Source organism: Bacillus sp. GW821-FHT01G09 (assembly GCF_059422205.1).
Map to the genome: position 1 here is coordinate 1 of NZ_JBWKWL010000003.1, position 26,541 is coordinate 26,541.

The 26,541-nt window shown below is 39.6% G+C and carries 37 protein-coding genes; 10 read left to right on the forward strand and 27 right to left on the reverse strand.

What is annotated here, in order from left to right:
* Positions 1–580: NTTRR-F1 domain (locus AC07VD_RS10500; RefSeq protein ID WP_494724395.1), on the reverse strand; the 580-nt coding region annotated here is incomplete at its 3' end.
* A gap of 214 nt (positions 581–794) precedes the next feature.
* On the opposite strand from AC07VD_RS10500, the gene AC07VD_RS10505 reads away from it, so the two are divergent.
* On the forward strand, positions 795–1,403 hold the full coding sequence (locus tag AC07VD_RS10505; RefSeq protein WP_175271337.1) for a CPBP family intramembrane glutamic endopeptidase: 609 nt from the start codon (positions 795–797) through the stop codon (positions 1,401–1,403).
* Between the two features lie 256 nt (positions 1,404–1,659).
* On the opposite strand, the gene AC07VD_RS10510 is transcribed toward AC07VD_RS10505, so the two are convergent.
* Entirely contained in the window at positions 1,660–2,424 is a 765-nt protein-coding gene (locus tag AC07VD_RS10510; RefSeq protein ID WP_101502108.1) for a YqcI/YcgG family protein, read from the reverse strand.
* Between the two features lie 442 nt (positions 2,425–2,866).
* Here AC07VD_RS10510 and rapE point away from each other — a divergent pair, with 442 nt between their 5' ends.
* From rapE to AC07VD_RS10545, 7 genes are all read left to right on the forward strand, one after another.
* Complete coding sequence (gene rapE / locus AC07VD_RS10515) at positions 2,867–3,994, forward strand: response regulator aspartate phosphatase RapE (RefSeq protein ID WP_004398842.1); 1,128 nt, start codon at positions 2,867–2,869, stop codon at positions 3,992–3,994.
* Complete coding sequence (gene phrE / locus AC07VD_RS10520; RefSeq protein ID WP_004398770.1) at positions 3,984–4,118, forward strand: phosphatase RapE inhibitor PhrE; 135 nt, start codon at positions 3,984–3,986, stop codon at positions 4,116–4,118. Before rapE ends, phrE begins: the two co-directional genes overlap by 11 nt.
* Before the next feature lie 109 nt (positions 4,119–4,227).
* Entirely contained in the window at positions 4,228–4,386 is a 159-nt protein-coding gene (locus AC07VD_RS10525) for a CDI toxin immunity protein (RefSeq protein WP_003245945.1), read from the forward strand.
* Positions 4,350–4,640, forward strand: a complete 291-nt coding sequence (locus AC07VD_RS10530; protein ID WP_418910793.1) for a CDI toxin immunity protein — start codon at positions 4,350–4,352, stop codon at positions 4,638–4,640. Before AC07VD_RS10525 ends, AC07VD_RS10530 begins: the two co-directional genes overlap by 37 nt.
* Before the next feature lie 115 nt (positions 4,641–4,755).
* Positions 4,756–6,351 (forward strand): LXG family T7SS effector endonuclease toxin YqcG, encoded by a 1,596-nt coding sequence (yqcG, locus tag AC07VD_RS10535; RefSeq protein ID WP_004399034.1) that lies wholly within the window; start codon positions 4,756–4,758, stop codon positions 6,349–6,351.
* A gap of 14 nt (positions 6,352–6,365) precedes the next feature.
* Entirely contained in the window at positions 6,366–6,944 is a 579-nt protein-coding gene (yqcF, locus tag AC07VD_RS10540; RefSeq protein WP_009967790.1) for a type VII secretion system immunity protein YqcF, read from the forward strand.
* Between the two features lie 117 nt (positions 6,945–7,061).
* Positions 7,062–7,208 carry a hypothetical protein gene (locus AC07VD_RS10545; protein ID WP_009967791.1) on the forward strand — a complete coding sequence of 49 codons (147 nt, stop codon included), beginning with the start codon at positions 7,062–7,064 and terminating at the stop codon, positions 7,206–7,208.
* On the opposite strand, the gene AC07VD_RS10550 is transcribed toward AC07VD_RS10545, so the two are convergent.
* The 18 genes from AC07VD_RS10550 to AC07VD_RS10635 all read right to left on the reverse strand — a co-directional run bounded on the left by AC07VD_RS10550 (position 7,205) and on the right by AC07VD_RS10635 (position 21,746).
* Positions 7,205–7,567, reverse strand: a complete 363-nt coding sequence (locus AC07VD_RS10550; RefSeq protein WP_003229947.1) for a hypothetical protein — start codon at positions 7,565–7,567, stop codon at positions 7,205–7,207. The genes AC07VD_RS10545 and AC07VD_RS10550 overlap by 4 nt on opposite strands.
* A 15-nt stretch (positions 7,568–7,582) precedes the next feature.
* A complete protein-coding gene (locus tag AC07VD_RS10555; RefSeq protein ID WP_004399085.1) occupies positions 7,583–8,062 on the reverse strand; it encodes a YqxI family protein in 480 nt (159 codons plus the stop codon).
* A gap of 164 nt (positions 8,063–8,226) precedes the next feature.
* Positions 8,227–9,045, reverse strand: a complete 819-nt coding sequence (gene cwlA / locus AC07VD_RS10560; protein ID WP_085186528.1) for an N-acetylmuramoyl-L-alanine amidase CwlA — start codon at positions 9,043–9,045, stop codon at positions 8,227–8,229.
* A 44-nt stretch (positions 9,046–9,089) separates the two neighbouring features.
* On the reverse strand, positions 9,090–9,512 hold the full coding sequence (locus AC07VD_RS10565) for a phage holin family protein (RefSeq protein WP_003246208.1): 423 nt from the start codon (positions 9,510–9,512) through the stop codon (positions 9,090–9,092).
* Between the two features lie 44 nt (positions 9,513–9,556).
* Entirely contained in the window at positions 9,557–10,450 is an 894-nt protein-coding gene (xepA, locus tag AC07VD_RS10570) for a phage-like element PBSX protein XepA (protein WP_085186530.1), read from the reverse strand.
* 87 nt (positions 10,451–10,537) lie between these two features.
* Entirely contained in the window at positions 10,538–10,702 is a 165-nt protein-coding gene (locus AC07VD_RS10575) for an XkdX family protein (protein WP_040082457.1), read from the reverse strand.
* Positions 10,699–11,034 carry an XkdW family protein gene (locus AC07VD_RS10580; RefSeq protein WP_040082456.1) on the reverse strand — a complete coding sequence of 112 codons (336 nt, stop codon included), beginning with the start codon at positions 11,032–11,034 and terminating at the stop codon, positions 10,699–10,701. Before AC07VD_RS10580 ends, AC07VD_RS10575 begins: the two co-directional genes overlap by 4 nt.
* 9 nt (positions 11,035–11,043) lie before the next feature.
* Positions 11,044–12,138, reverse strand: a complete 1,095-nt coding sequence (locus AC07VD_RS10585; RefSeq protein WP_085186532.1) for a hypothetical protein — start codon at positions 12,136–12,138, stop codon at positions 11,044–11,046.
* Positions 12,139–12,141: 3 nt separating this feature from the next.
* Positions 12,142–12,414 (reverse strand): hypothetical protein, encoded by a 273-nt coding sequence (locus tag AC07VD_RS10590; protein WP_087961246.1) that lies wholly within the window; start codon positions 12,412–12,414, stop codon positions 12,142–12,144.
* Positions 12,411–12,989, reverse strand: coding sequence for a YmfQ family protein (locus AC07VD_RS10595; protein WP_085186536.1), 579 nt, complete (start codon positions 12,987–12,989; stop codon positions 12,411–12,413). The genes AC07VD_RS10590 and AC07VD_RS10595 overlap by 4 nt, the downstream gene beginning before the upstream one ends.
* Positions 12,973–14,019, reverse strand: coding sequence for a baseplate J/gp47 family protein (locus tag AC07VD_RS10600; protein WP_087961244.1), 1,047 nt, complete (start codon positions 14,017–14,019; stop codon positions 12,973–12,975). Before AC07VD_RS10600 ends, AC07VD_RS10595 begins: the two co-directional genes overlap by 17 nt.
* Positions 14,012–14,437, reverse strand: a complete 426-nt coding sequence (locus AC07VD_RS10605; protein WP_087961243.1) for a DUF2634 domain-containing protein — start codon at positions 14,435–14,437, stop codon at positions 14,012–14,014. The genes AC07VD_RS10600 and AC07VD_RS10605 overlap by 8 nt, the downstream gene beginning before the upstream one ends.
* Before the next feature lie 12 nt (positions 14,438–14,449).
* Positions 14,450–14,716 (reverse strand): DUF2577 family protein, encoded by a 267-nt coding sequence (locus AC07VD_RS10610; protein ID WP_268394739.1) that lies wholly within the window; start codon positions 14,714–14,716, stop codon positions 14,450–14,452.
* On the reverse strand, positions 14,713–15,693 hold the full coding sequence (locus tag AC07VD_RS10615; protein WP_494721801.1) for an XkdQ/YqbQ family protein: 981 nt from the start codon (positions 15,691–15,693) through the stop codon (positions 14,713–14,715). The genes AC07VD_RS10610 and AC07VD_RS10615 overlap by 4 nt, the downstream gene beginning before the upstream one ends.
* A 12-nt stretch (positions 15,694–15,705) precedes the next feature.
* Complete coding sequence (locus tag AC07VD_RS10620) at positions 15,706–16,365, reverse strand: LysM peptidoglycan-binding domain-containing protein (protein WP_494721800.1); 660 nt, start codon at positions 16,363–16,365, stop codon at positions 15,706–15,708.
* Positions 16,358–21,115, reverse strand: a complete 4,758-nt coding sequence (locus tag AC07VD_RS10625) for a phage tail tape measure protein (RefSeq protein WP_494721799.1) — start codon at positions 21,113–21,115, stop codon at positions 16,358–16,360. The genes AC07VD_RS10620 and AC07VD_RS10625 overlap by 8 nt, the downstream gene beginning before the upstream one ends.
* Before the next feature lie 2 nt (positions 21,116–21,117).
* Positions 21,118–21,255: a hypothetical protein gene (locus AC07VD_RS10630; RefSeq protein WP_021480099.1), complete on the reverse strand. Its 138-nt coding sequence runs from the start codon at positions 21,253–21,255 to the stop codon at positions 21,118–21,120.
* A gap of 41 nt (positions 21,256–21,296) precedes the next feature.
* Positions 21,297–21,746 carry a phage tail assembly chaperone gene (locus AC07VD_RS10635; RefSeq protein ID WP_032722171.1) on the reverse strand — a complete coding sequence of 150 codons (450 nt, stop codon included), beginning with the start codon at positions 21,744–21,746 and terminating at the stop codon, positions 21,297–21,299.
* Between the two features lie 145 nt (positions 21,747–21,891).
* Here AC07VD_RS10635 and txpA point away from each other — a divergent pair, with 145 nt between their 5' ends.
* Positions 21,892–22,071 carry a type I toxin-antitoxin system toxin TxpA gene (gene txpA / locus AC07VD_RS10640; protein WP_004398662.1) on the forward strand — a complete coding sequence of 60 codons (180 nt, stop codon included), beginning with the start codon at positions 21,892–21,894 and terminating at the stop codon, positions 22,069–22,071.
* A 387-nt stretch (positions 22,072–22,458) separates the two neighbouring features.
* Positions 22,459–22,548: a type I toxin-antitoxin system toxin BsrH gene (bsrH, locus tag AC07VD_RS10645; protein ID WP_075058862.1), complete on the forward strand. Its 90-nt coding sequence runs from the start codon at positions 22,459–22,461 to the stop codon at positions 22,546–22,548.
* A 253-nt stretch (positions 22,549–22,801) separates the two neighbouring features.
* On the opposite strand, the gene AC07VD_RS10650 is transcribed toward bsrH, so the two are convergent.
* The 7 genes from AC07VD_RS10650 to yqbG are packed head-to-tail and all read right to left on the reverse strand — an operon-like array spanning position 22,802 to position 26,541.
* Positions 22,802–23,245: a phage tail tube protein gene (locus AC07VD_RS10650; RefSeq protein ID WP_003229930.1), complete on the reverse strand. Its 444-nt coding sequence runs from the start codon at positions 23,243–23,245 to the stop codon at positions 22,802–22,804.
* A gap of 2 nt (positions 23,246–23,247) precedes the next feature.
* Complete coding sequence (locus AC07VD_RS10655; RefSeq protein WP_302896797.1) at positions 23,248–24,648, reverse strand: phage tail sheath family protein; 1,401 nt, start codon at positions 24,646–24,648, stop codon at positions 23,248–23,250.
* Positions 24,649–24,840, reverse strand: coding sequence for a YqzN/YkzM domain-containing protein (locus AC07VD_RS10660; protein ID WP_033880532.1), 192 nt, complete (start codon positions 24,838–24,840; stop codon positions 24,649–24,651).
* Positions 24,837–25,274 carry a phage tail terminator family protein gene (locus AC07VD_RS10665; RefSeq protein ID WP_302896796.1) on the reverse strand — a complete coding sequence of 146 codons (438 nt, stop codon included), beginning with the start codon at positions 25,272–25,274 and terminating at the stop codon, positions 24,837–24,839. Before AC07VD_RS10665 ends, AC07VD_RS10660 begins: the two co-directional genes overlap by 4 nt.
* Before the next feature lie 12 nt (positions 25,275–25,286).
* Positions 25,287–25,790 (reverse strand): HK97 gp10 family phage protein, encoded by a 504-nt coding sequence (locus AC07VD_RS10670; protein ID WP_302896795.1) that lies wholly within the window; start codon positions 25,788–25,790, stop codon positions 25,287–25,289.
* Positions 25,787–26,149: a YqbH/XkdH family protein gene (locus AC07VD_RS10675; RefSeq protein WP_043856835.1), complete on the reverse strand. Its 363-nt coding sequence runs from the start codon at positions 26,147–26,149 to the stop codon at positions 25,787–25,789. The genes AC07VD_RS10670 and AC07VD_RS10675 overlap by 4 nt, the downstream gene beginning before the upstream one ends.
* Positions 26,146–26,541: a protein YqbG gene (gene yqbG / locus AC07VD_RS10680; protein WP_043856836.1), complete on the reverse strand. Its 396-nt coding sequence runs from the start codon at positions 26,539–26,541 to the stop codon at positions 26,146–26,148. Before yqbG ends, AC07VD_RS10675 begins: the two co-directional genes overlap by 4 nt.

The following is a 26,541-nucleotide window of genomic DNA, read 5'->3' on the forward strand; positions in this document are numbered from 1 at the left end:
CAGTTGGTCCTGTTGCTCCAGTAACTCCCGTTGCTCCGGTTGATCCGGTCACTCCAGTCGCTCCTGTCGGGCCTGTTGCTCCAGTCAATCCTGTTGGTCCTGTTGGACCTGTTGGGCCTGGAACTTCAAGGTATTCAACCAAGGAAATATCATCAATTAGTACAGATCCAAAAGTTAATTTACTTATAACAATAACTGCATTAACTGCATTTGTAGGTATCTCAATAGTTTTATATATTTCATTCCAAGTGTGAAATGAAATGTTTGGTAAATTACCAGCAGCTATTATAAACTCTTGTCCGCCCCCTATTTGTTGTCCTGCTCCATCTACAAATAATATTTGTATCGTTACTTGAGGACTTGGATTATTACCAAATGTGCCTAAAGAAACTAAGAAAGTTAGGGATTGTGCCGGAGTTACAGGTACAATTTGCCCCAAATATGCGTATGGCTGGTTACTCAAAAATTGTGCAGAAAATCTGCCAGAATGAGCAAATGTATTAATAATCCCTGTATTTGCTGAACTCCAGCCCATTAAATTACCTGTTTCAAAACCACCATTTACAATTAGTTCATTCACTCAACATCATTCCCTGCCTTCTTAAATAGATGCAGGTATTATATTCACTAATAACAGGAACGGACTGCACTAATACAGTACAAATTGCAAAACTGCGTATTTAACGTAGCACAAAAAAACACAAATAATTATTTAAAATTTTATGTCTTCTGGTAAAATTTTAATAATATCGGATGTTTTCATTTTTCTAACAAAACAGGAAAGAAGGTAAGATGTGAAAAATATAAAAGACAAAACCAAGAGGACACAAAAAGACTTCAATCCCAAAGACGCTGCTTTAGTTTTCTCATCATTCGCATTTATGTGCGTGGCTATAATTTTTATTCTGATAGTTTATGATGTACTCACAATTCAAAATTTCCTATCAATCAATAAACCAATCAAAATGATAGTGAACACATGTATTGCTTCGTTAGCTCTACTACTGTTTGGTGTAGTTTTATCGTTGTACATTCCCTCGAAGTACATTGACGATACAAACAAGAGTTATCAAAACTTTTCACTGTTAAGTGTATTTGCTTTTATGTTGTTAGGGGCGTTATTTGAAGAACTTCTGTTTAGAGGTATTATTCAGAACTTACTTTTCATATTTATTGAAAACCAATGGATTGCAATATTAATAACTACCTTATTTTTTTTAGGTTTTCATATTCAATACTTTAAAAAACCTATAATGCTAATAAATATAAGCATTCCAAGTTTGACTTTTGGTTGGATATATTTTGCAACGAATAATATTTTTGTACCATTTGTAGCACACTTTCTAATGAACTTAGGCATAACGCTATTATTCAAATACAATTTACTAAGTAACAAAAAATAACTTACTTGGTTTCATGACATTAACGAACAAGGAGTAAGGGTGTCGATAACAGGAGTGCTTCTTATTATTTAGACTTTTTAATAAATGGACAACTGTCATTGCTTGTCTATTATTGTTACACTTTCATGTATTGCCTGGAGAGCTAAAAAGAAAGAAAATTTTAAATAATTAAGAGCACACTGCTTTATCATAGATAAAAATCTTAGGTGAAGATATAACTCGCGCAATCCATCGTTCCACATAAGGTTTTAACAATTTAATCAGACCTTTTCTTTTTGAATATGTTCTTCATTCTCAAAAAAGGACATTGTGACCCTTGATTTTCATCATCACGCAAGAAGTACTGTTTCCACTCCAAATTGTCTTTTTTTCCATACCATCCTAGATGCGTGTGGATCGGTACTTCATCATATGCCTCCAGCCTTTTGCGAATTTGCTTACTCATATTTCGTCCAAATGTAGTAGTATCATTTAGCTCCTCAAAAACCCACCTAGGCTGAAACGTCAACATAAAATAAGGAAAACTCCTGCTTTTTCTTTTGCTGTGAGCTGGTGTAGCACACAGAACAAAATATGGTTCTCCATTAAAACAGTATTCCCATTGAAAGTGCTCTGGATTTTCTGGTATATAATCTGGCCAATCAGCTGGATCTTCCATGCTCAATGAATTTAGAAACTGCCAAAACAACGATTCGTAATCCTCAATTTTGTAATCACTCAGCAAGTCTTCTGGTGTATGAAATATTATAGTTAATGATGCATACTTTCCTGTCTCTCGTGAAATAGTTCCATACCGAGTAAGCAACGGCGCTAATTCCTTCGCAGTTCTAGGATTCCTAGGATCACCGACAAAAGCAATCCGCAGCTGGTCGCTTAAAAATGCTACCCTTCCCGGTATACAAGGAAATTTATTTTCTTTATCGCCTATTTTTTCCGTTAAGTAGTTAAACGACTTCATTTGCCAATCAGGTAACGTTTCTTTAATTTTTTCAAGATCACTTTTGGCATATAACTCAGTCAAAAAATCCACCTCCAAAGGCATTTATCATAATGTATTGCGGGAGCAAGAAGGCGGTGAATGTCTAATTACTTTTTCATATATCCAAATGAATATTAATTAATTAATTGGTTAAGTTTTAGTGGGTAGGTAAGTAATTTTCTTATCAAGAAAAATCCAGAATCAGTTCTGCGTTTAGCTGTACATGCACACTCAGCCCTCAAAACGACTAACGCTGGACTTTCTGGATGTTTTCAATTTTAAACTATCACAAGAATGACCGAAATTCCCTGTTTTTTGATGCCAAGTCATGGTACTCCCAGGAGGGAATTTCATAACTCTCTAAAGCAAAAAGTTATTGCGGTCTCACCGAAAATTTAAATTGCGGTGCCCTATTTCCTTTTTCTGCGAACGAAAACTTGTTAATATTTACAGTACTAGTAGAGTTAAGGGAAGGGTGAATATCTTGATATCAATCACATCAGCTGAAGTGGGAATGAAGATTAATGAATGGCATAGGCATATTCAAAAATTCAACGTAACTGATGCTGAAATGTTAAAAGCTGAAATAGAACGTGATATAGAGGTTATGGAAGAAGATCAAGACTTGCTTATTTATTATCAACTAATGGCCTTTCGCCATAAAATTATGTTGGAATACACGCTGCCATCTGATGAAAACCGAATGGAACTTTCAGAATATTTAAATAAAATTGAGGGCCATAAGAAAAAATTAGACAATATGCGGGCATATTATTATAACTTCTTCCGCGGGATGTATGAGTTTAGAAACGGTGAATACACAAGAGCCATTACATATTACAAAAAAGCTGAACGCAAAATTCCTACAATCTCCGACAAGATTGAAAAAGCTGAGTTTTATTTTAAACTGTCTGAAGTCTATTATCATATGAAAATGACACACATTTCGATGCATTACGCTGAGCTTTCATACAACATTTATAAGAAACACGAGCTTTACTCTGTTCGTCGTATTCAGTGCCATTTTGTCATTGCCGGTAACTACGATGACCTTGAAAATCATGAAAAAGCTCTCCCCCACCTTCAAGAAGCTTTAAAAGGTGCCGAGCTGCTTAAAAGTAAAAATACTCATATCTATGCCACTGCGTTTTTCAATCTCGGCAATTGCTATCACAAAATGGACAACTTAAATAAGGCTGCTCGTTACATCGAACAAGCCTTGGTTCAATACAGAAAAATTAACTCTGACGTACTTCCGCAAGCTTATCATGACCTAGCGTTGATTTATTTTAAACAAGGCAAAAAAGAACAAGCAATGGATTGCTTCCGCAAAGGAATCAGAAGTGCTGTAGATTTTAAAGACGAACTATTTATGAACTTATTTGAAGCATTAGACGTTCTTTATATAAGAAATGGCGATACACCTAAACTTCTCAACATTTTTTCTCGTTTAGAGAACGGCAAAGGATACCCTTATCTGGAAGAGCTGGCATTGTTAGGAGGCAACCTTTTCGATTATAATGGAAAAATAGAGGATAGTATCATCTGTTTCAAGAAGATGGTATATGCTCAAAAGCAAATATCGAAAGGGGAATGCATGTATGAAATCTAAATTGTTTATCAGTTTATCCGCCGTTTTAATTGGACTTGCCTTTTTCGGATCTATGTATAATGGCGAAATGAAGGAAGCATCCCGGAATGTAACTCTCGCACCTACTCATGAATTCCTTGTTTAATTCGATAAACAACATTAGTTCTGATTCCCTTTAGCCGTTTCATAACGGCTTTTTCTTATTTCTAATACTGAAAAAATCTATCATACTTAAAGCTTTTGAGGTGAACATTTTGGACTTATTTGATGAATGCTTAGAAGCTCTAGGGAAAAACAAAGAAATCTTATCAGAAGAATTAACGGCAAAATATTATGAACTGCTTTCAAACAGTTTTCCCTTACATCTTGGGGACGAATCAAGTGGGAAGAAGTTTGTTGTCATCAATCTATAGATTACGAGGAAGAGATTTACGATTGGCTAGCTAAACACCATTTTAAAGATAGGAACATTATTATTCTTTGGGGTTACGGAGAACAGCCAGCATTAAAAACCAGTCTTGAGCATGCATTAAACGTAATTGATGATGTAACTGCCGTTGGATCGGATACTTTTATGTTTAGTGAATCTGGCTACGTTATCGAATTTTTTCATGATGGCGATGTTACAATTGGAAAGTCCCCTTTCATTGAAAGGATTAACAAATAGGTAAAATGACACAGATCGAATGATTCATTTCCACCATTTGATCCACATAACAGTTAGTTTCATCATTCTTCCATGGTAATATTTTGTTATGACGATTAAATGAAAGGATATGATCATGAAAGTATTTGAAGCCAAAACCTTGCTCACCGAGGCTGAAAAGCGAGCACAGGAATACAAAGATTTAAAAAGTAAAATGGTCAAATTAAAGAAAGCGTTCAAAGCTGTTGCAGATTTAGATGATAGCGAGTTTTCAGGCAAAGGCGCTAATAACATTAAATCATTTTATGAAGATCAAGCTGGCATTGCTGACCAATGGATTGATTTAATTGAGATGAAAATTTCTTTCTTAACGAGTATTCCTGGTTTTTTAGAAGATGCCAACTTATCAGATGCCTACATAGAAGAAACCTTTTTAGCGCATGAGCTTGCTAACGCCTACACCAAATCAAAATCCATTATGTCTGAACAGAAAAAAGCCATGAAAGATATATTAAATGATATCAACGATATACTGCCTTTGGATCTGTTCTCGACAGAAACTTTTAAAAATGAACTTTCGTCTGCCGAAAAGAAACGAAAAGAAGCCATTGAGAAAATGGATGAAGTTGACCAAAACTTAACATCAGAATACGGACTATCAGAAGCAAATGAACAAATGATTCAAGCTGATTATCAAGCTTTAATGAATGCGACAGCAAAAGGCAAAAGCGCCTCTCCTATTCACTATAATGCGAAGGCTTATAGAGACAGTGAGATTCACAAGATGACTGAGGATGTAAAGAAACAATCAACAGACTACATCTCTTTTAAGGACCAACAGGCGGAACAAAGAAGAATTGCAAAAGAACAAGAAGAACTGGCGAACAGACCATGGTATGAAAAGTCTTGGGATGCTGTTTGTAATTTTACAGGAGAGGTCTCTGGATATTATGATTATAAAAGAGCCGCTGATGGGGTTGATCCTGTTACCGGCGAAAAGCTAACTGCTGGACAACGGGTCGCTGCCGGTGCAATGGCTGCGGCAGGATACATCCCTATCGTAGGATGGGCAGGTAAATTAGCTAAAGGTGGAAAAGCTGTTTATTCAACAAGTAAAGCATTGTATAGAGCAGACAAAGCTCTCGATGTATATAAAACACCTAAGACATTCCATGCCCTTCAAAACTCCAGCAAAGGACTTTATGGACTTGCTTCTGCAAATGGTTTTAGTGAAGCTATAACAGGACGCGATATGTTCGGGAATAAAGTCTCCAAAGAGAGGCAAGAACAGAGCCTTAGTGGTGCAATGGCAATGTTGGTTCCTTTCGGAGCTCGCGGAATTAACAAAAAGCTTAATGCAAAATCAAGTTCTCGAGTTAGCGAAGCATCGACTAACACCAGCAAAAAACCTAAAGTTCCTAAAACGTACAAAAGACCAACTTATTTCCGTAAAGGCGTTAGAGATAAGGTTTGGGAAAATGCTAAGGATTCAACCGGATCTGTTAAAGACCCGTTAACAAAACAAGTAATGAAAAAAGATGAACCATGGGATATGGGTCATAAACCAGGTTATGAATTTAGAAAACATCAACAAAGTGCGATGGAAAGAAATATTAGTCGAAAGCAATTTTTAGATGAACATAATAATCCAGACCACTATCAACCCGAATTACCTTCCTCCAATAGGAGTCATAAAGGGGAAGATATGACGGATGATTACTTTGGAGATTAAGGAGAGATTGTCTAATGGGCGTAACACAAGAAAATAAAGTAATTGCTAGAACAGTTTTAGGAGCTTTTGGGGGGAAACCGAAGGTTACGAAATATTGGGATGATAACAAGAATAGCAGCATAGATATTTTATCGGTTAGTGACCAGCCTCAGGAAGGTATCACGTCATATTCAACTCTAGGTTTGTCGGATCATTCTATTAATTATGAGGTGAATGGCACTCCGTTGCGGATAGAAATCGTAGCTGCAATGGAGTCAGCTTCAGACATATATGCTAATGTTTTATCAACTTGTGCCTTTAATATAATCAACTCAAATTTCACTTGTGCACCAGGTGTTATTTTTAAAAATGTGATTAGTATGTATGATCAGGAAACCGACATGAAACATATTATGTTCGTTCCCCCATTTTTATGGGAGGAAGATTTAGAACTACTTGAATTTAGTAACAAAAATGTTACTTGGCTAATGGCTTTACCTATATCCGAAGGAGAATTGCAAGTAGCTGAAAAACACGGCTCAGATTATTTACAAGATCTTCTGGAATCAAAACAGATTGATATTTTTGATATAAAGAGAGAATCTGTTGTTTAATGACTTTAATAAAGAAGAGTCACTTTATAAGCCCCTCTCAATGAGAAGGGCTTATTTTATTTAATTTGAAATCAGCTGCAAATAATAGAAGAAAATGACTGAGGTAAGGAGAATTCTATGATTAATGAAGAAAAACACACAAACCCTCAAGCTAATAACAATATATTTGGAAGGATAGATACCTGGTATTCTGTTCATAGGAGTTCGAACTTGAGGGAAAATAAAGAAAGACCAGCTTATTATGTGGCTGGTCCTTATCTTTAATTAAAGAAATGGTTATGTAAAGCTTTAGAAAATCCAAAACCTTCTTCTGGTCCCTTTAACCAGAGAGAAATAAACTTTTCGAAATCCACTTCTTTTTCAATATCTTTCAAAATTCTTTTAAATTCTTCAGTAAAGTTATGAAGAGAGACCTCTTCGCCATTTTTAATCTTATCAGTGTACTGGCTCGTTAACTCTCTTAATTCTTGATACTGTTTTTCACTTAAATCATAGGCCAAAACTTGATCAAATAAGCCAAACCGATCATAATCAGCTGCTAATTGTTGGACTAACCTTAGTTGAAAAGCCTGCTTCTCGACTTTTTTTTCTAGGTTGTCAAGCCTTTCTTCTACTGTTACCAATTCAAATCACCTCAATTAAAAAGCTAAGAAAGTAAATACACTTGCAATAGTTCTAGCTGTAGAAGATTTTACACCAGCATCAATTAGATATGAGGAAACCGTGTCAATAATTGCGTCCTCCACAACGTCACCTCGTTTAACTAACTCGTCCAAAGCATCTGCTACATCATCAGTATGTTTTGCGAATGTTTTTCCTGCTGATCCACCTAACTCATCGACTACCTCACCAACAATTCTCCCACCATGTCGAAGCGCACTGGCTGTTGCCTTCATTGCTTCTTTAGCAATCCATTTTTTAATACCATTTGTGTGAAATTCACCAGATTGTTCAGTTGTATTAGTTGGTAATTCGGATAGTTTAACGGGAGTTTGATAAGTGACTTCCTGCTGTGCCTGTAATGTTACCTCTTGAGCTTTGGCATGTCCATCCAACGGAAGAACTAATGATAAAGAGAATGTTAATGCAGATGTTGCTAAAAGTAATTTCTTAAACATGAAATCAATCCCTTTCTTTTAAATTATTTACATGTAAATGATAACATTATGTTCAGACTAGAAAAATAATACTTTTTACTCAAATATTAGAATAATTTTGAACTATCTGTAACAAAATAAACATAAGTATCTCCTTGAGAAAGATACTCAAGGAGACTATTTATTTACTTCAAGAGAGCTTCAAGTTTCGCTTTCGTTTTTGGTCCGTAAATACCGTCTTGAGTAAGCCCGTACATAGACTGGAATCGTCTAATTGCATCTGCTGTTTTCGGACCATACACGCCGTCAATGCCGTTGTTTTTTGCTCCTTTATCCGGGTAAAAGTATAGCGCAGCCAGTGCTTTTTGAATTTGTGTTACCTTTTCCCCTCTCATCATTGGGCTCTTCACTTTAAAAATACCGGATGGTAGCGCATATGACGTTTTTTTGCTGCTTGTGTTTGTTGTTTTCTTTTTAGCTACACTTGCTTTGCTTGAGTTTGTTTTCCCACCTAGCGCCTTTAATTCTTTTTCAATGGCAGCCTTAACTTGATTCCATCTTCCCTCTGACAAAATACGGTGCGGGCAATACTTACCGTTCCAGTCTTGATGCTTGCGGACACGATCAATGCCCCAGCCGCGTTCTTTAAGTAGCTGCGCCACAAACTTAATAGCAAGCTTTTCCGCTGCCTTATATCGTACCCCTCCTGACTTGCTATAACAAATTTCGACACCAATCGACTTGCGATTCCCTGTACCGTTTGTTCCATCTCCTGTGTGCCAAGCGTTACGATTTGTTGGAATGCCTTGAATGACCTGTTTATCGTCTACTGCAAAGTGAAAACTCGTTGAGCTAGAGTTATTCTTCATGTAAGAAATCTCATTGGCTGCTGAAGCATCATTCGCAGTGTTATGGATGGTAATGTATTCCGCCGTCATGGGGTTTGGACATTTCAATCCATACTTTGATTTGGAGACTAGATTCTTTACAACTTTAATGGCCATATATCCTCTCTCCCTCCGTCTGTGTAATAAAAAAAGCCACTGGCTTAGCCAGCAGCTTTGTCTGCGTTATTCTTACTCTGTTCTTTTTCGTTCTCAATTGTTTGTAATCGATCTGTTATTGATGATGGTATTTTAACACCAATCTGTGCTAAGTTTTCAGTTATTGACAAACCTTCATTAGCGATATAAAAAAGAACGGTACCAAAGGTTAAGACACCGTTCAAATTGAGTACTGTATCAATCACGTTTGCTAAAATGACCGCAAAGAAATTGAGTAGCTTGCGGACATAGCCAAACCATGCGCTTCGGCTTCGCAGTTTTTTGAATTTCCATGCCTTGATTACTCCTGTTAAAACGTCAATTATGCTAAGTACTAGAAGTAAATCAAGGTACTTCACCCCTCCAAATAAATATACTCTTGCTAAATCTAATGTTTCAAAATTGATAAACAAACTTGTCTCCTCCATTCTAATCACCTCCTCCGAGGCAAATAAAAAAGGACAGCCGGATCTTATGAGACGGCCGTCCCTCTAACTGAAAAGTTTCCATTTGTTAAAGCTGTAAGCTCCATAACAATTTCTTTAAAGCCAGTAATGCTAAAAGACCAAGCTTCTGATTTCCCTTTGGTGCTAGTGGCAAATGTTCCGTCATCTACTTTCTGCCCTCTAAGGGCTCTTTTTGTTCCCGATAAGGATTTACCCCAGAACTTCAATTCACTTGTCTCAGCCGTCCCATAAACCTCAATGAGTAACGTTTTGAATGATCCAACGGTGAATGGGTTACCCTCACCTATGGTTTCTGTTTTATCGTGAAAGACAATATCCATTGTTTTTGCTTGAGTGTCTAATGAGCTAAGGTTCAAGCCTTCAGTTTGAACTTTTAAACGACCATCATTAGTTAAACCGTTTTTATCTAACTGGACTGACAACGGAGCAACTGCTGTAATAGGAACAGTGTGGTTAATGTTTATATCCTCTTCACCTGCGCCCAGTGACTGGTATAGTAAAAATTCAGATTGCTGCAGGTTACCATTTGCGTATCTGAAACGGAAATAGCGTTTAGTTAAATGAATCCATTCAGTCTCGCCAAGCGTATTTGCTTTAACTACCAATGAAGAGACAGTGGTCCATGTATTCATATCATTACTTTCTTCGATGAATAAGGTTCCTTCACGATCAGAATAAGCGTGACCTTTTACTTTTGAAATTAAAACCTGACCTAATCGATCTTGTCCATATTGCGTGTAGACTTCAGTGGCTTTTAAAACTGCGTTCGTCAGCAGCTCTGAATTACCGGAGATTGAAGCTACCGGCACAACAAAATCTCTGTTTCCTTCTCTGTATGGCTTGGCTGCCCCCGGCTTACCAGTTGCATCTGTTGAAAATTGAAAACTATATGATGCCATTATAAATCCTCCTTGCTATTGTAGATCATTAGTGGTGAGCATGGGTTTACAACGGAACCACCTCCTTTAAGGAAAAATAAAAAAGCCCTAAATGGCTTCTCCTGTGATCTCTTTATACTGTTCAGCTGTAATGAGTTTTTTCTCTACCCCTTTTTGTAAATCCTCAGGCGAGCAATCTTTATAATGAATTGCCTGTTTCACCATTTCAGGAGTAGCCCAGTCATAATGTAAAGCCCAAATCCAATAATTCATGAATCTTTCCCTCCTTGTAGAGTAAGCAGTTGCAACTTTATTTTTGAGAGCTCGCTTCCCAAAGTTTGGTTTAATTCTTCAAACTGTTTACGGGCTAGCTTCTCCTGAGATAACTCTCTTGCAAGTAGATCCACTTGAACTGGTGGTTCATATGCAGATGTACTCTGAAGCTCTTCCCACCAAGTTTTTAACTCTGCTTCCGTTGGTATAGGTGCCCTAATATTCCACTCTGCTATATATGAGGGAGTTCCGTCACCATTATTCTGGACAATAAAATCCTTTGTGGGATCAGCTGTTGGGTATTTAAAAAGAATAGCTTCACCTATATTCATCGTTACCTCCTAAAATCTTGGATAATTTCTCCCGCCTAATTCCTGTATGTCAATAAAGTTAAACGATCCATCCTTATCGTCCACGCCCCTTTGACCATTTCCTACGTAATTACAATAACACCAGATTTCTAAGTAATCACCTTTGTTCATTGGGACAGTTGCATTACCATTTAAACCGAGGTACATTTCATTATCTCTATTTTCATAATACCCTCGAATATGATGTAGCGTTTTGTATTTTTTTCCATTTAAATAAACTTTTAAATGAAGGTTAATATAAGAAGGAGAGTTTATCACATAAATTCCTGAACCAACCAAATACATTCCATCATTCGGTGCAATAAACCTGTTATTTTTAATGTCAAAAGCATTGTGACTGTCCTTGATTATTCTATTGAAAGCTATTTTAGTATGGTCAACTTTTTTTAAGTATTGAATGCCTGTAGTTCCCACATTTGCATGAGCAAAACCCGATATTTTCTCCCATTTTGTCCAGCCTGAACCACTCCACCAGTGCCTAATCCAAACTCCTGTACTGTAGTAGTAAGTCCCAGACTCATTTCCTGTCCCATAAAAGTATTGCGTAAATCGGTAATTATTATATTTTTCATTTTTGACAATGCCATAACTCAAAGGGTACCCTGTAGTATTGCCCTGACCAATGTCCATTAAGGTCAGTCCTAAAGGATATTCTTCCCCTCCCTTTCTAGCATCTTGAATAGCATTGTCACCAGTAATTAATGTCAGATTGTTATTTTTGTAGTTGGTATCTACGTAATATTTCGCATCCGATAAAGCCTTATCAGCTTTTTCCTGAGCTCCGGCAGTTGTTTCTTTTGCATTCCAATTCTCCCGCTCTACTGGTGTTATGTGCCGTTGTGTATCATTAATATGCTCTTCAAATTCTTTTTTCGAAGCTTGCTGTACATTATCAACGTTCCCTAGCCCGATTTGCGCCTTTGTTGTATTGTGAGGGTTGTTCATGTCATTTTTATGTACATCTAAATCTTTATGCGCGTCTTGAATACCTTTCTCCCAACGGCTCACATCATCCTCATTAATAGGATCATCTGGCAGCCAGTCTGTTTTTGCTTCATATGCCATTTGTTACACCACCTCAAAAGTAATCCTAAAATCAAGCGTTCTATTATTACTGACGTCTAAATCTGTTGTTCTTCCCGTAATCACGTTGTTTTGCTCATCAAGGATCTGCACACTCTCAATGTGTTTGATATCTTCTTCTCGATGAGTAAGCACCGTGACAACGGCCCCCTGAATAGTGACTTCCACAATTTTTGTTTCATTTCCATTCAGCAGCACTTTCGATATTCTATTTTTCAAATCTGCAGCTGTTCGCTCTCTATAAAACTGTGTAATCATACAAGGACCACCTCGTTATTATTGAGAGTGACGGAATAACCTACCTTTAGCTCACTTGTTTTTCGATACCTTCTGTTATTCAGAATGACAGTATCTTTTATCTTGAGTGGCTCATTCAAAGCAGCTCGCAATGTATATGCCAAATGAGCTGGCTTCATATTCTCCAATGTTTCTATGAGCTCGCTCATATGCTGCATATCATCTATATCAATATCAACATTAAAACGGTACTGTCCTTGAAGTAGCCTGACCTGAGCAGACGGATTTTTCAGGAACCGATTTAATGCCTGTTCAATAGCCTTATATGTTGCCGGCGGTATATTGGACATTTTAGAGATTATGCGCAATCGGCGGATCTCATCGGTGTCACCTGATTCCCGCGGTACGTTCAAAATCTTTTCCCATCGTTCAAGCCCCCAGGTTGCTGTAGTAACAAACAGCTGATCTGTCAGATCAAAGATGCTGTTATTTTGCTTCTCAAATTCCGGAGCTTCCGCTTTAAGAAGTTCAGCCATTTCCTTTAACTTGATAAGGAACGGCGGCAGGTAAGCAGCCATTTCATCGAGTTTGCTCAATGATGTTCACCTGCCCCAATTTAGGGATTTCGACGTCACTCAGAACCAAATTTTCGGCTACGCCATTGATTTTAATATCTGCGTAATCACTTACTGAAGGTGAATTGTAGACGATATTATTAATCTGCGATAAACGGATGACGTTATCTTCAAAAGCAATCTTTTTAAAAAGATTTAAAACACCTGATTTGATTTCTTGCTTTACCTGATCGATAGAGTTATTGATCTCGGGAAGTACCTCGGCTGAAATCTCAACCTCTTTCCATACCGCACTCTCCACTGTGACAAAGGCACCTATTGGCGCTTGTCCCTCACCTTGTCCGGGTTCAGGATCAATATAGTTAATCACCTTTGATATTAAAATATCGGAAGCAGGTTCCAAGTTAGCATTGGTCACGACAATTTTGACTGTACCGTCCCCGTTCCAAAGCGGAAAGACCTTTACCTTCCCTACTCCGTCTACTTCTTCAGCCCATTGTTTATAGTGAGCTTTATTGGCACTGACAGCTTCCCGACGCACGCGGGTAAAATATCTAGCTCTTAAACTGTCATCATCCTCCTCTTCTCGACCAGGGATTAGAATCTCTTTCACGATCGCTTTTTGGAGTCCTGGTATGGTGTCTAATGACAATAGATTCTGGCCGGAAATATTTGCGTTCCCCGCTTCCCCCGCTGTTTCACATTCCAACGTCCCGTCAGCTGTGTATTGGAAATACAGGTTATCTACAAAAAAGCGGGAACCCACTGGAATGGTTACTCCTTCAGTAAACTCCGCTGCCCGGACTGCTTTCGTGGCAGCCGTTCGCTCGATGCCGGCTTCAGTAGCCCGACGATCTAAAAATTCTCCTTGTGCTGTGTCCGAGAAGACAAGTTCCAGCACAGTATCGAGCCAAATATAAGACTTGGCCAATTCTGCGGCTGCAGGAGCTAACGCGTTATAAATCACGCTTCCTTCCCTTGTATCAATGTCCGCTGAAATGCTGTTTAACATACGGTCCATAATCACTTCAAAGGTTTGATCTTCAAACATCTTCGCCAAGCACCTCCTTGATCTCCAATGTTCCTTCGTCAGTCTCGACTGTAAAGGAGACACGGAACGATTCGCCTTGTTTTTCTATTTCAAAATCTGTAACAGCAGAAATCCGATCGTCATAGATCAGTGCTTCCTCTATCAGCCGCGGGATCTCCATTTTCTTATATGCGTCTGTTGTTTCGTTATCTGCCAACACTTCTTGAAGCTCATTTCCAATGTCATGACTGTAAACAGAATATGCATATCGCTCAGTATGGAGAGACAGATATACAAACTGCTTAATCGCTTCAAGGCCTGTGATGATTTCATTTGTGATACGGCCATTTTCAAAATCTATTTTGTAGGTTTGCGAGGTCTCTATGACCTCGCTGTCATCCTCTATATCCTCAAACTCGATTTCCGGAGACAAAGCCATTCCAAACACCTCCTATATTTTGTCGAGAATAAAAAATGATTGCCCGCCTTTTAAGGAGACAATCATCACACGCTCACCTGTATTCAATGCTTCTTCTTCACCGGCCCGCAGCCGCTTTGGAACAATAATCAAATCGGCAGGTATTATTAATTTGTCATTTTCATTAAGCCTTATCTCAACAGGGGAAACGGAAACCACTTCAGCCGGTATAATATCCACCGGTGACTCAGAATCAACTGCACCGACAGCCAAATGTTTGATTGCTTCACTTAATCTCATGAGGAAACACCATCAGGGATAGAATTTTTCTCAACAACATCAATGGTCATCGTGTGTGTCGATCCTTTAAATTCGTGTTTATCTGTATCAATCCAGTATGTTTTCTTAACCCCGACTTCCGGAATTGAAATATAGACGGGCAAACCGCTCTGAAGATCTGGAATCCCAATTGCTTGAATACTTTTGAGTTCTTTTTTGACGCCTTTCTTCTGTGCCTGTTTAACTTTCGCACGCTGCTGAAGCTGCGCCTGGTTAATGTTATCGGAAACCGTTTCGACATACTGAAGTACACCATATTTACTGATGCCCGAGTTATCGCTTGCGGTAGCTGTGTATGTTTTATTGTCTTTCTGACGCCGCAGCTTTACTTTTGTGGCCGTGTCATTAATTGAAGTGCTGTATTGATAGCCGGTGATGTTCACACCCGTCTCCAGCACCCATACTTCTGACGGATCAGGCCAAGCACGAAGACCAAGCTTCCCCTTTGCAGAATATAATTGATAATTCCTTCCGGTTTGGCTTTTCGTTTGTTTCAAGGCTTTCAGAATCATGTCATAAAGGCTCGTATCATCTTTAAACACTAATGATTTAATGGTGTAACCCGTATTTGCAATCGATGTCGTTGGGATTTGAAAATCTCTTGCCAACCGTTTTATAATCTCGTCTGCACGTTGATTTGAGAAAACATAAACATCTTTGTTCTTGACCAAATATTGCAGCATGTCATAAGCCGTAAAGGTCAGCCCATGTTCTTCCGGATTGCGAGAAAACACAATACCTCGAAACAGCTCTTTCCCTTTCCACTTAAACAGAACCGTATCTCCTTCTGATACGCTGTAATATGAATGGGTTCCTTGTTTCGTTATGATCTTTGCTGTGATCGATCGGGGTGCCTGATACCGTTGTCCCTCAAGAGAAACACTTTCAGTTACCAGCTCAAGCCATTCCGTTTCTTTAATGACGAAAAGTTCTATCATGTCATCACCTGCTTACTGCGGTATCTTTAATTTTTGCCCAGGAAAGATCCAGTGTCCTGGCTGTCTGATATTCCGTTTGCTTCGTTTGATCATAGTCTTTTTATTGACGTTCCAGATCTTGCGCCATTTTGTGCTGTCTCCATAAAATTTGCCGGCAATGTCCCACAGTGTATCGCCTTTCTTAACGGTGTACGTTTTAGGAGCTGATTTAGATGGCCGTTTCTTCTTCGTCTTTTTCTTCTGCTTGATCTTCCGCGGCGAAGCAGTTTTGTATTCCTTCAGCTTTATTTCATAATCACGATCACCTATATCTTTTTGGCCCTCGCTATAAGAAAAAACCTCGATACTGCAAGTTAAATTAATTTTCGTTCCAGTAATTAAGAATTGAACCGGCTTTTTAGATTTCACCCATTTCTCGATCTTTGCAATAGCATTTTCAGGAGAAGGAAATCCTTTATACTCAGCAAGCGGGCTATGTTTCTTTGGAAAAAAAGAAGAGAACGAAATTTCTTTCGCTCCCGGTTTATCAATAAAAGTGATCTCCCCAAAACTAGCCACTTTTACTGATTCATTTTGAATTGTGTTGGATATATCAATTTGTTCAGGAAGGACAGGAAGCCGCAGCTTGTCCTTCCCTTGGGAAATCCAGAATTCATATACGGATTTAGTCAAAAGCAACGACTCCCTTCGTTCCAATGTTGATATCCTGTTCAAGCTCATCAATAAGGGTCTGCTTAATCTTAGCTATAAGACCGTTCATGTCTTGGTCATTGTGAAAATGCTGATCGCCATTAAACTGAATAACAACCTCTTTACCTCCTGATGCTGTAACAGTTGTTTGCTGACTGCCTGTTGTGGCTGCTGTTACCTGACCGGAAGATAGTTCAGTTTGACCTTTTTGAGATGGGTCTGTGACTTCCATTCCGAGTGCCTTAGCTGCTTGGGCTAATAAATAACGTCCACGGATACCTCGCTCCTCTGGAATGATCCATTCACGTTTATTTCCTTCACCCACACGAGCAATTTGTTCTTTGGTAATAAGTCCGCCGTTAGCATAGCCAACATATGGACCTCCGTGCCTCATGCTTCTAATGCCTGGTACATTATTAATTGATCCATACCTGCTTTTGATATAGCCAATCGCCGCAGCAGCGTTGTGAATCGGGTTAAGAATGTTATTCATTCCCGGCAATTTGTGTGCGTTGAAGGTATTTGGGATTGTCTGCATGAGCCCCTGAGATGGATGTCCTGCTTTCGCATTACTATCCCATAAGTTGATTGCCTTCGGATTACCGCCTGACTCATGCTGAGCAATTTTCATCAGCCCTGGAAGCCAGCTCATCGGTGTCTTTGTAGCCATGATAGCAGCCATGAGCCATTGCTTCACATTTCCGCTTACTGCGCCCATTCCAGAATAAGCGGCAGCTAGTGAGCCTGCTTGTTTTTCAGCAAACTTTTTTACATCAACAGAATCCAGACCTTTTACAATACCTATAGAGGCAAAACGCCCAAGACTCATCATGACACGGGAAGGTGAATGAATATCCAGCTCTTCACGAAATGCCTTCTCAACTTTTTTCGCCAGTTCCTTGGCAGCCTCATTGACTTCACTTGCCTTAGAAGTCATGCCTGAAACAAAATTACCAATCATACCGCTTCCCCATCCGTTTGATGATTCTTTAGAGCGGATAAACGGCTTGTTAATATGAGTGCTGACGTATTGATCAGTACCAGTTTGTGAACTATTTTGTCCGGAAGCAAAACCTTTGATCGTTCCGCTTCCCCATGATGAAGATTTATTAACAGTGTTCTGAAATGGTGTTTTAACCTTCGTCTGCAAGAAGCCATCTGTACCGGTCGAAGTGCTGTTCTGACCTTTAGCATATCCATTGACCACTTGCTTTCCGTAATTCGAAGAATAAGAGATTAAATTGTTCATTGGCTGTCCAACGTTTTTCTGTTTCCAAGATTCTATAGAAACAACGTTATCTCCAATTCCTTGATCAAAGCCTTTAGTGAACTGTTGACCAAATGAAGTCGCTTGTTCATCCAGACTGGATGTGTCAATGATAGGAGATACAGAAGCAGTCACCGCCGCTCTACGGATTAGCGGGGAAGTTGCTGGTTCACCTCCTGCAGATGAAGCAGACGCTATATCATCAACCACACTCATCCCTAATTTTGAAGCAGCTTGAGAAAGGAGCATTTTGCCGCGCCCTTTATTATTCTCAACAGGGATAACAAATTCTTTACCAGCTTCACCAATCCAAGATATTGTTGGCTTCGTAATGTAACCACCAGTAGCATGTTTCTTTGGCTTTTCTTTTCCCATACCAAATAAATAATTTACGCCACTCTTCACATATCCCCACGCTTTACCAGCAGTTTTTTTCGCACTTGAAGCTACTTTACCACCAACTTCTTTTACCCCGCCTAAAATACTGCTTCCCAATTCCTTTACACTCTGCCACTTTTCAGACCACCACTTCTTACTAAAAAGGGTTTCTGAGATGGAACTCTTAACACTTTTCCATATTGATTTAGCATTATCCCATTTATTTTTTGACCAGCTCTTTACACTTTCCCATTTTCCTGACCACCATTTCTCGCTAAATAAAGTGGACTTCAGCTTTCCTTTAACTGATTGCCAAACAGAAGACGCGCTGTCCCATTTACTTTGAGCCCAACTTTTTACGCCTTCCCATTTCCCTGACCACCACTTCTCACTGAATAAAGTGGATTTTATTTTTCCCTTTACGGACTCCCAAATAGATGATGCACTATTCCATTTGTCCTGTGCCCAGCTTTTAACGCCAGACCACTTCTCAGACCACCATTCACTATTAAATAAAGTAGACTTCACCTTTTCTTTTACATTAGACCATGTCTCACTTAACCCATCGAGAGAAGTCTTCGCATTACTCTTAATGCCCGACCACTTTTCAGACCACCATTTTTGATCAAATAATGTACTGTCTAGTTTCTTCTTTACTTCTGAACCATCAAACGCTTTACCTAAACTTGAGCCACCCATAGTGCCTGCTATACCACCAACTATTCCACCAATGGCTGTTCCCACTCCAGGAATAACGCTGCCAATAGCTGCTCCTGTAGCCGCTCCAGCAAGACCACCGCCAGCTGATCCAATTTTTTCACCAACATTGTCTTTATTCATCCCAATTAAATCTGTTGCCGCTAACGCTGTTCCTAATAGAGGGACTCCCTTTGCAAACTTGCCAACACTTTTCAGAGGACTTAAGACTTTCCCGAACTTCGATGTACCGCCTGCAGCTCTTCCAGCTGAGTATAGCTCCGACCTCGTAGTGATTATTGCTGATCTTGAACCTCTGGTTGGATTAGTACTTACAGTTCTACCGGAACGCCTTCTCTCCAACCGTTCAGATGACACAGCAATTGAACTGTCAGAAGGGTTCATTCGGTTTGGATTACCGCGTCGACCTAAAACTCTTTTCCCTCGTCTTCTACGAATGCGATCATTTTTACCTCCATCACTACAACAGCAACATGTTAAGCTGCCGCTACGAGGTAAACTCGTTGGACTTGTGGCAGTTTTGGATTCTCTGCTTCTTGTGCTGGGATTACGATTACTGTTTCTGTTCCTCCTTTCACTTCGCGTATTAGCAGTAGCTTCAGGAGTACGTTTTGGAATTAGCTTTCGGATTACGCCTGCTGCATCACTTCCGACAGTACCTATGCCTTTTAACAACGGACGTAGTATTTTCAAATAACCAATCAACCCAATTAAAGGAGGGATCACAACTTTAATCGCTGTTTTCAAATCATCCCAATGGTTGACGCTCCACTCAATGGCTACGTTTAACTTATCACCTATCTCCTCTCCAAGATCGGCAATATCTTTTTTGATCTCTTTAAGTTTTTCCTGACCTTCTTTACTGTTAATGAACGAGCTGATTTTATCAAAGGCTGGCCCTAATCCAGTTAGCAGAGAGGTTCCCATATCCTTAGATATGCTTTCAAAATCTCTCATGGCATCATTAACCGGTGTCATCGGGTTATTATCCCGAAGTTTCGTAAAGCTGCGTTCCAATTCTCCGCTTGTTTTGGCACTTGTACCAATACCCTCAGCCATATCTAAAATAGGCTGCTTGAGGTCTTCATATTGTGTTCCAATAAGCTCAGTCGCAATAGCAGCCCGCTTTGTTTTGTCTTTCACTTTAGAAAGTGCTTTTGCCACCCTAAATAAACTTTCCTCTCCGCTTATTGAACCATCTTTGAAGCCCTTGAACATTTTCTTAGTTTCCTTGGCTCCGAACAGTGTTTTAAATGCGTCCACTTGACTATCAGACATTTCGGTTCGGCGAATGTTAAACTCACGCATACTATCGGCTAGGTTATCGAAGTTTCTGGCTCCACCCTTTGTTCCTTTTATCATGGCGTTTGCAATTTGGCCGCCTGTGAGCTTCAAGTCTTTAAAGGTGGAACTGTATTCATTCATCGTGTCTAATAAATCATCAGCCTGGTCACCGGCATTCCGGTATACATAAGCAATTAAGTCTCCGCTTTGTTTCCCAGACAATTTCAAGTTGTTATACATTGAACTGAAAGCACGATCTACCTCTGCCTGATCAGCATTCATGAGCTGGGCAATCTTACTTGACGACTCAGTCAATTCAGCAAGAGCTTTTTTAGATGCTCCTGTCTGTTGCGATAAGTTTCTCAAAGATACACTGACTTCTTCACGAGAACTGCCCGCTTTATTATTGAAATAGATCTGATCCGTCATTCTTGCAACATCTTTCTTATTAACGTTTGAAGTTGCTGACACATAAGCATCCTGAGACATTGTACTTTTACCAGAACCCATAATTGAACCTGCAGAAAAGCCACCTGCAACTGCCAGAGTGATGGTAGCATCCTTCAAGCTGTCTATTTTCGCTTCAATTGCATCCAGAGCCGCTGAAGCTCTGTCCTTAATAGAGACAGTTGGCTCAGCATGTTCGCTGTCTACATCGGACACATGACGACGGATCTCATCTAATTGGTTTGAAGCATGATCACGAACTGAAACAGTTGGCTCAGCGTGCGAGCGATTCAAATCAGTGAGACCTCCACGGATCAAACGAAAACGTGGTGTAGCTTGATCATTTACGGAAACTGTCACCTCATGGCTACCCTCGGTAAGATCCTCAGCTTGCTGACGTATAGAATGTAAGCCATTCGAAGCTCGATCATCTAAATCCACTTCAAGCGATCGAGCCCGACCGGTCAAACGGTTGGCTGATCGGTCAATTCTCCGCATAACTTTCTCAGTCCGATCTTCAGCATCAAAAATAAGAGGGCCATTAGCGGCCCTCTTAAGTCTTTCAGCATTGCCTTGTATCATTCGAAGCTTGCGGGAAATCTTATCATGTAATTCAAACGTGGCTGTTAGTTTAGCCATAGTTAATTACCTCCCTTCTTCGCTTCTTTTTCTAACAGCTCAAGCTTATAACCGATTAACCCATATAAGAGCGCCTTGAATTCTTTCGGAGCCTCATATAGTTCTCTTAATTCTGACGGGGCGTATTTGAGTTCATGCATCGCGTAATAAAGATATACAGCCTCTTTGTCCCCGTCCTTTACTAGTTTTTTGCCGCTTCTTCAAGGTCTTCGAGATCATCATCAAATCCATTGATTTCAATTGCTTTGTTTAGCCAGTTCGCATACTCACCGCCGACTGAAAGAACACGTTTGGCGACTTCCACTGGATCTTCTGTTTTGTAAGCCTCACGTAGTTCCTTAGCTTTAAAGTTCGGGTAAACAGTCGTTTCAACCGCAATACGAGCATAAAAGCGTTGGCTGTCCAATTCCTTCACACGGCCGCGGCCTTTTACATTCTTGTAAGTCGTATTCTCTTTCTCAAGTTCGTCAATTCGTTCAGTCGTGATCGCTTTGAAAATGAATGGAACAACATTGCCCTCTTTGTCTACAAATCGTTTAGAAATCGGTACTTTTACTTCTTCCGCTTCAATTGTTTGTCCTGGCATAAAGAATGAAAGATCGTAAACTTTTTCATTTTGTTTTTCACTCATGTTTATTAGCTCCTTTTACTTTTTAGTTTTGGACAAGAAAAAAAGCACATTCATACTTTTTGAATGTGCTTTCCATATAATTCATGTATAATAGATTCTTGAAGCTACCTTAGCTTATCCTCCGAATATGAAAGGAGGTGAAATTATGTCGACCTATGAATCTCTAATGGTCATGATCGGCTTTGCCAATTTAATAGGCGGGATTATGACATGGGTAATATCTCTTTTAACATTATTATTCATGCTTAGAAAAAAAGACACTCATCCTATTTACATTACTGTAAAGGAAAAGTGTCTACACGAGGACCCTCCTATTAAAGGGTAGTTTCTTTTTTAAAAGCTAGAGTGCTGCCACACTCTGGCTTTTATATTTTAGCATTTCTCATGAAAGTAACACACATTAACAAGTGGTAATGTGGTAATGTGGTAATGTGGTACCAACTATAAGCTTACGCCAGTAGTTGCAATACTTTTGCTTGGCACCATTATAACATGAATATATATTGATTATATAATTATTTGTATCTTTTATTTGTTACTTTTTTTATCTATGAGTTCAAAATGACCTGATCATAGAAGCCTTAACCCTTTTTCTTTTATTAAAAACCCTCGGATTATGAAAGTGTTATGGTACAATATGGTTTAGTATAAATGAATATTGGCTTTCAACATCTCAAGGGCGGTCTGGCTCACTCCCTCATGAAAGGGGGTGATGCACGTGTCAACATTTCAAGCATTAATGCTTATGCTTGCTTTCGGGTCATTTATAATTGCCCTGTTGACTTATATAAAGAAGAAATAGACCCACCCCTTGAGCTCGGCAAAGTTAAAGGGTAAAGTCTATCCTAAATACTTTCATGAAGTTGTTAAGCCAGCCCTCTTGATGGGCCAACATTTATACTGACCCGGCGGCAACCGGGTCTCTTTTATTTTATGCATTTCTTTTGAAAGAAATACATGTTTCCATTTGGTACGGTTGAATTACTTCTAAAGTAATCTTACCACATTTTTTCGTAAATATCTTCGTTAAAGTCGGCGATTTTTCGTGAAAGTGATTAGAATGTGGATTTTAACTGTTCAGGCACATCAAAATCCTCAAAGGTAAACGGCACTTCTTCTTCCAATGCTTCAGAATCAACATCAAGCCCAGCGATTTTCGCAGAATCAAAGTTCACATCGTACAAGGTGACTCGTTCAGTCCCACGACCTGAAGAGGCGTCATCTAGAACAGCTTGTAAGGTGAAATAAGGATCACTTCCCTTTTTCACATAGTCCATCATAATAAGAACAAATTGAGAAGTCACTTTATAAAAAGTGGCTGTTCCCGTTCCATTTGCTCCGGTCGTTTTGTGCCCCGTCATCCGACGACCCATGATATTGACCTCGGATTTGTTTTTCTCTACATTGGCTTCAAACGTTTTGATATGGGCCATTTCTTCTCCATCAAGAAACAACCTGCCCTCTTTACCTGAAATGGTGTTTTGCGCTTTTAATGCCATTCCTATTTCACCTCAACATTAAAGTAGAATTTTTCAGCTGCATCCACCGGTTGAACTGCAAGATCAATCAGGAAGCCGTCACGATCATTATTCAGAGCAATTGTAATGTCATTCTCTGAATCAAAATCAGTAATGCCCTCGTTATCTTGAAGAACACTCAAGTATTGAGTAATTAGCGTTTTTACAAACTGCAGTCCGTCATTTGTAGCGGGAACATCACTGCCGCTCGCTTTTCGAGACTTGATCAATGCTTTCAATTGTGATGTCAGGTCATTATTGATTGCATCAAGTACACGGACAATTTTGTTTTTCTGGAACATCTTATTTTTCTCTGCTGTTAGGCTTGTGAGTGAATTAATGTCCTTTTCAACCGATACTGATTTATCACGAGAATCATAAGTAAACAAGAATTCCCCATTTGACAATCGTTCAACGATTTCGTCGTTGTCAATTCGGTTAAGGACATCTACAGCTCCCTCGTATTCTACAAATGTAAGTGATTGATTAAATGTAGCCCCCGCACTTGCACCGGCAACCCAAGCTGTAGCTTTTTCAGGAGTGATCTCCGTTCCATCCTCAAGTAGGACACCACCTGTTACATTGATAATACCCTCATGGTCTCCCTTGTAATTTGAAAGAACACCTTGAACCTTTTGCCCTTGGTTGTCTCTCAGCCGTTTGATAAACGCAACAAACGTTGCTTTTAATTGCTCGTTATCCTCTACAGGCAGTGCGATGGTATCAAAGTATTCTGTCTCAGCTGCTTCCAAGAAAGCTGTATAATCGGCATTTGTCGGTGTTTTGTCTGTTCCGCCTGACAAGCGGATTCCGGAAGTTGCAGGAAGAGCACCGCTGACGTCTTCGGGGGCCGTACCGGTTAACGGAATAGTGACTGTTAAATCTCCTTTCCCCGTAAACGTGACATAGTTATTTGGTTTAAGCTCTTCAGCTTTAGACACTGTTTGTTTATCCACTTCTGACTGATCAAGGTAGGTAGTGACATCAACTTTCGAAGAGTCAATAACGTTCTCCGTAATACTAATAATGATGTCATTACCTTTAGTGCCGCCATAAAGAGCAGTAGCCTTTACACCTTCGCTAATATCTGCTGAAGCACGAAGACCTTCCGTCAGACGATAAAGCAAGACTGTACTTGCCTTTTTCATCGCCTCACGTAAAAGCAACAGCGAAGGATCATCAATATTCAACCCCACTTTTTTATTCAAGTCCTCGATTGAAGAGATTGAAATGAATTTCTTAACTTCACCCCAGCTGGATGCTATCGGCAGCGCAACTGTTCCACGTTCTCCGGCAGAAACACGATTCTCCGCGGTCGTTTTGAAGTTAAAGTAAATACCGGCACGCTCTTTTTCCTTGCCAGGTGTGAAAGTTCCGCCGTTCATCTATTTGACCTCCTTTTGAAGAAACTGAGTAATCAATTTCTTCGCTTCCGATTTTGTAATACTCGTTTTATGAACATGAAAAAGAGCACCGTCAAACACCTCGGGTTTTACCCCAAAGAGCTCTCGACTGTGCTCTCGCAAATCCTTAATATAAAAAGCATTTTCCGCTTTCTCTTTTTTAGTGGCCATCATTTCACCCCACTTTTAAATTTAAAACCATCCATTGAACGCTGTTCTTCCCGCTCATACCAATAGTGGCTCGTCCAGTTTAAGACAATGGTTGCGTAATCATCTGATACACGCGTTTCTATTCGAGATAGCCGAATAAAATCACCTGTATCCTCGCCAGATTCCTGTATGAGCGGAATTATGCCCCTTCTGCTTCTAAGTGTATCCGCAATTCGTTCTGCTTCGTTATGAGCCTTCTGTACGTTTTCGTGAAAGAGTTTTACGTTTAAAACATATGCTTTCTGAAACGTGGATACTGTGTCCACCCCATCGACCGTGGAAGCCGGTGGAAAGTAAAGAGACGGAACAGCAAAGTCCTGCGGTATTTCGTCTTCATACACTTGAACAGGATACAGTTTGTATAGATAGCCCATAATTGAACCTACTTCTTGATTCATGGCAGCACCGCCTTAAAATTCTTCATAAATCCATTGCTGCAGCTTCCGCTCAAGGCTTCTCTCAAACATCAACTGAAAAATGGCCATGGCGTTATCCCAAAACCCCGAACCGTCTACCCATCGGAACTTCAGCAGCATGCCGGAATTTTTTTCAGCAGGGTCATATTCGAAACGGTCGCCTTTCCACCGACCTGGAACCCATCGTCTATCCTGATTTTTAGACGGATCGATAGTAAAGTGCCCGTCATTGACGTATGAGGCGTAATCCAGATTTGTTCCAACATCCAACTTTAAGCTGCCTTCTGTCATTGAAAAGATATTATCCTGGTCACCTTTCTGAAAGGAATTGAGCAAGCGGCGAGTGTCCACGGTCTTCGTCCTAATGATCTCATCTTGGATGATATCTAAGAACTCAAAACCCATTGATTCAAGCCACTGCTCATATTTCCTCTTCAGTCCCCCACGAGAAGCCCGGTCTAATGATTGAATGAACTGATCAAGACCTTTGATCTTCACAGATATTCAAGCTCCCGTACCGCCGTAACTTCCCAATGATGATTCCTGATTTTGCGGGGCTTCTGTAATTTATAAGCAGTACCATCCCAAACCGCCCTGTCATTTACTCGAATATCAGCAGTAGCAGGGAAATGCACAAGGAAAGATTGATAAATAGCTACATTTGGCTCCTGTTGGATAATGGACTGACTCTTTTCTGTAAAATAACACGGCTGATTTTCTATGTCCGGCTCATCAGGGTACGAAAAAACCGGTTGAACATCTTCAACAGGCACCCCGAATTTTTGCTTTCTATTTTCTTTTTTCTCCTGCAGATGGTAAATGTCACATCTGTGAGTCAGTAAAGATCGATAACTCATATTGATCTCATCCGCACTTTCGCTTCAACCCCTTCTAAATCAGGGGCAGCCGGTTTTACATAATCTTTTATTAATGCATACACATCAGGTTTTTGAAGAGAACTGCCATCCCCTAGAGTATAAGAATAATCACCAATTTTTTCAGTTGTATATCCTTTAATAATTGACTCGTCGCCATTTATAAGAGCATAAAACTGAGACAACTTTAATAGGGCCAGTCGAACCGTTTCAGGCAAAGGAATATACTCTGCATCAGAAAAATCATGTCCAACTTTAAGAATGATATCGGCAGTTGCCTCAAGGATATCCTGTTTTAACAACTCGTCAGGCCTGGTCTTTACAGACTCAAAAACTGAATAACGCTTTAATTCATCGGGAGTGATTAACAGCAT

What these genes read in the sequence shown, in the direction of transcription:
- phrE (WP_004398770.1), top strand. Translation starts at nt 3,984, where the DNA reads ATGAAATCTAAATTGTTTATCAGTTTATCCGCCGTTTTAATTGGACTT.
- yqcG (WP_004399034.1), top strand. Translation starts at nt 4,756, where the DNA reads ATGAAAGTATTTGAAGCCAAAACCTTGCTCACCGAGGCTGAAAAGCGA.
- yqcF (WP_009967790.1), top strand. Translation starts at nt 6,366, where the DNA reads ATGGGCGTAACACAAGAAAATAAAGTAATTGCTAGAACAGTTTTAGGA.
- AC07VD_RS10545 (WP_009967791.1), top strand. Translation starts at nt 7,062, where the DNA reads ATGATTAATGAAGAAAAACACACAAACCCTCAAGCTAATAACAATATA.
- AC07VD_RS10555 (WP_004399085.1), bottom strand. Translation starts at nt 8,062, where the DNA reads ATGTTTAAGAAATTACTTTTAGCAACATCTGCATTAACATTCTCTTTA.
- cwlA (WP_085186528.1), bottom strand. Translation starts at nt 9,045, where the DNA reads ATGGCCATTAAAGTTGTAAAGAATCTAGTCTCCAAATCAAAGTATGGA.
- AC07VD_RS10565 (WP_003246208.1), bottom strand. Translation starts at nt 9,512, where the DNA reads ATGGAGGAGACAAGTTTGTTTATCAATTTTGAAACATTAGATTTAGCA.
- xepA (WP_085186530.1), bottom strand. Translation starts at nt 10,450, where the DNA reads ATGGCATCATATAGTTTTCAATTTTCAACAGATGCAACTGGTAAGCCG.
- AC07VD_RS10575 (WP_040082457.1), bottom strand. Translation starts at nt 10,702, where the DNA reads ATGAATTATTGGATTTGGGCTTTACATTATGACTGGGCTACTCCTGAA.
- AC07VD_RS10580 (WP_040082456.1), bottom strand. Translation starts at nt 11,034, where the DNA reads ATGAATATAGGTGAAGCTATTCTTTTTAAATACCCAACAGCTGATCCC.
- AC07VD_RS10585 (WP_085186532.1), bottom strand. Translation starts at nt 12,138, where the DNA reads ATGGCATATGAAGCAAAAACAGACTGGCTGCCAGATGATCCTATTAAT.
- AC07VD_RS10590 (WP_087961246.1), bottom strand. Translation starts at nt 12,414, where the DNA reads ATGATTACACAGTTTTATAGAGAGCGAACAGCTGCAGATTTGAAAAAT.
- AC07VD_RS10600 (WP_087961244.1), bottom strand. Translation starts at nt 14,019, where the DNA reads ATGTTTGAAGATCAAACCTTTGAAGTGATTATGGACCGTATGTTAAAC.
- AC07VD_RS10605 (WP_087961243.1), bottom strand. Translation starts at nt 14,437, where the DNA reads ATGGCTTTGTCTCCGGAAATCGAGTTTGAGGATATAGAGGATGACAGC.
- AC07VD_RS10610 (WP_268394739.1), bottom strand. Translation starts at nt 14,716, where the DNA reads ATGAGATTAAGTGAAGCAATCAAACATTTGGCTGTCGGTGCAGTTGAT.
- AC07VD_RS10615 (WP_494721801.1), bottom strand. Translation starts at nt 15,693, where the DNA reads ATGATAGAACTTTTCGTCATTAAAGAAACGGAATGGCTTGAGCTGGTA.
- AC07VD_RS10625 (WP_494721799.1), bottom strand. Translation starts at nt 21,115, where the DNA reads ATGGCTAAACTAACAGCCACGTTTGAATTACATGATAAGATTTCCCGC.
- AC07VD_RS10630 (WP_021480099.1), bottom strand. Translation starts at nt 21,255, where the DNA reads ATGCATGAACTCAAATACGCCCCGTCAGAATTAAGAGAACTATATGAG.
- AC07VD_RS10635 (WP_032722171.1), bottom strand. Translation starts at nt 21,746, where the DNA reads ATGAGTGAAAAACAAAATGAAAAAGTTTACGATCTTTCATTCTTTATG.
- txpA (WP_004398662.1), top strand. Translation starts at nt 21,892, where the DNA reads ATGTCGACCTATGAATCTCTAATGGTCATGATCGGCTTTGCCAATTTA.
- bsrH (WP_075058862.1), top strand. Translation starts at nt 22,459, where the DNA reads ATGCACGTGTCAACATTTCAAGCATTAATGCTTATGCTTGCTTTCGGG.
- AC07VD_RS10650 (WP_003229930.1), bottom strand. Translation starts at nt 23,245, where the DNA reads ATGGCATTAAAAGCGCAAAACACCATTTCAGGTAAAGAGGGCAGGTTG.
- AC07VD_RS10655 (WP_302896797.1), bottom strand. Translation starts at nt 24,648, where the DNA reads ATGAACGGCGGAACTTTCACACCTGGCAAGGAAAAAGAGCGTGCCGGT.
- AC07VD_RS10660 (WP_033880532.1), bottom strand. Translation starts at nt 24,840, where the DNA reads ATGATGGCCACTAAAAAAGAGAAAGCGGAAAATGCTTTTTATATTAAG.
- AC07VD_RS10665 (WP_302896796.1), bottom strand. Translation starts at nt 25,274, where the DNA reads ATGAATCAAGAAGTAGGTTCAATTATGGGCTATCTATACAAACTGTAT.
- AC07VD_RS10675 (WP_043856835.1), bottom strand. Translation starts at nt 26,149, where the DNA reads ATGAGTTATCGATCTTTACTGACTCACAGATGTGACATTTACCATCTG.
- yqbG (WP_043856836.1), bottom strand. Translation starts at nt 26,541, where the DNA reads ATGCTGTTAATCACTCCCGATGAATTAAAGCGTTATTCAGTTTTTGAG.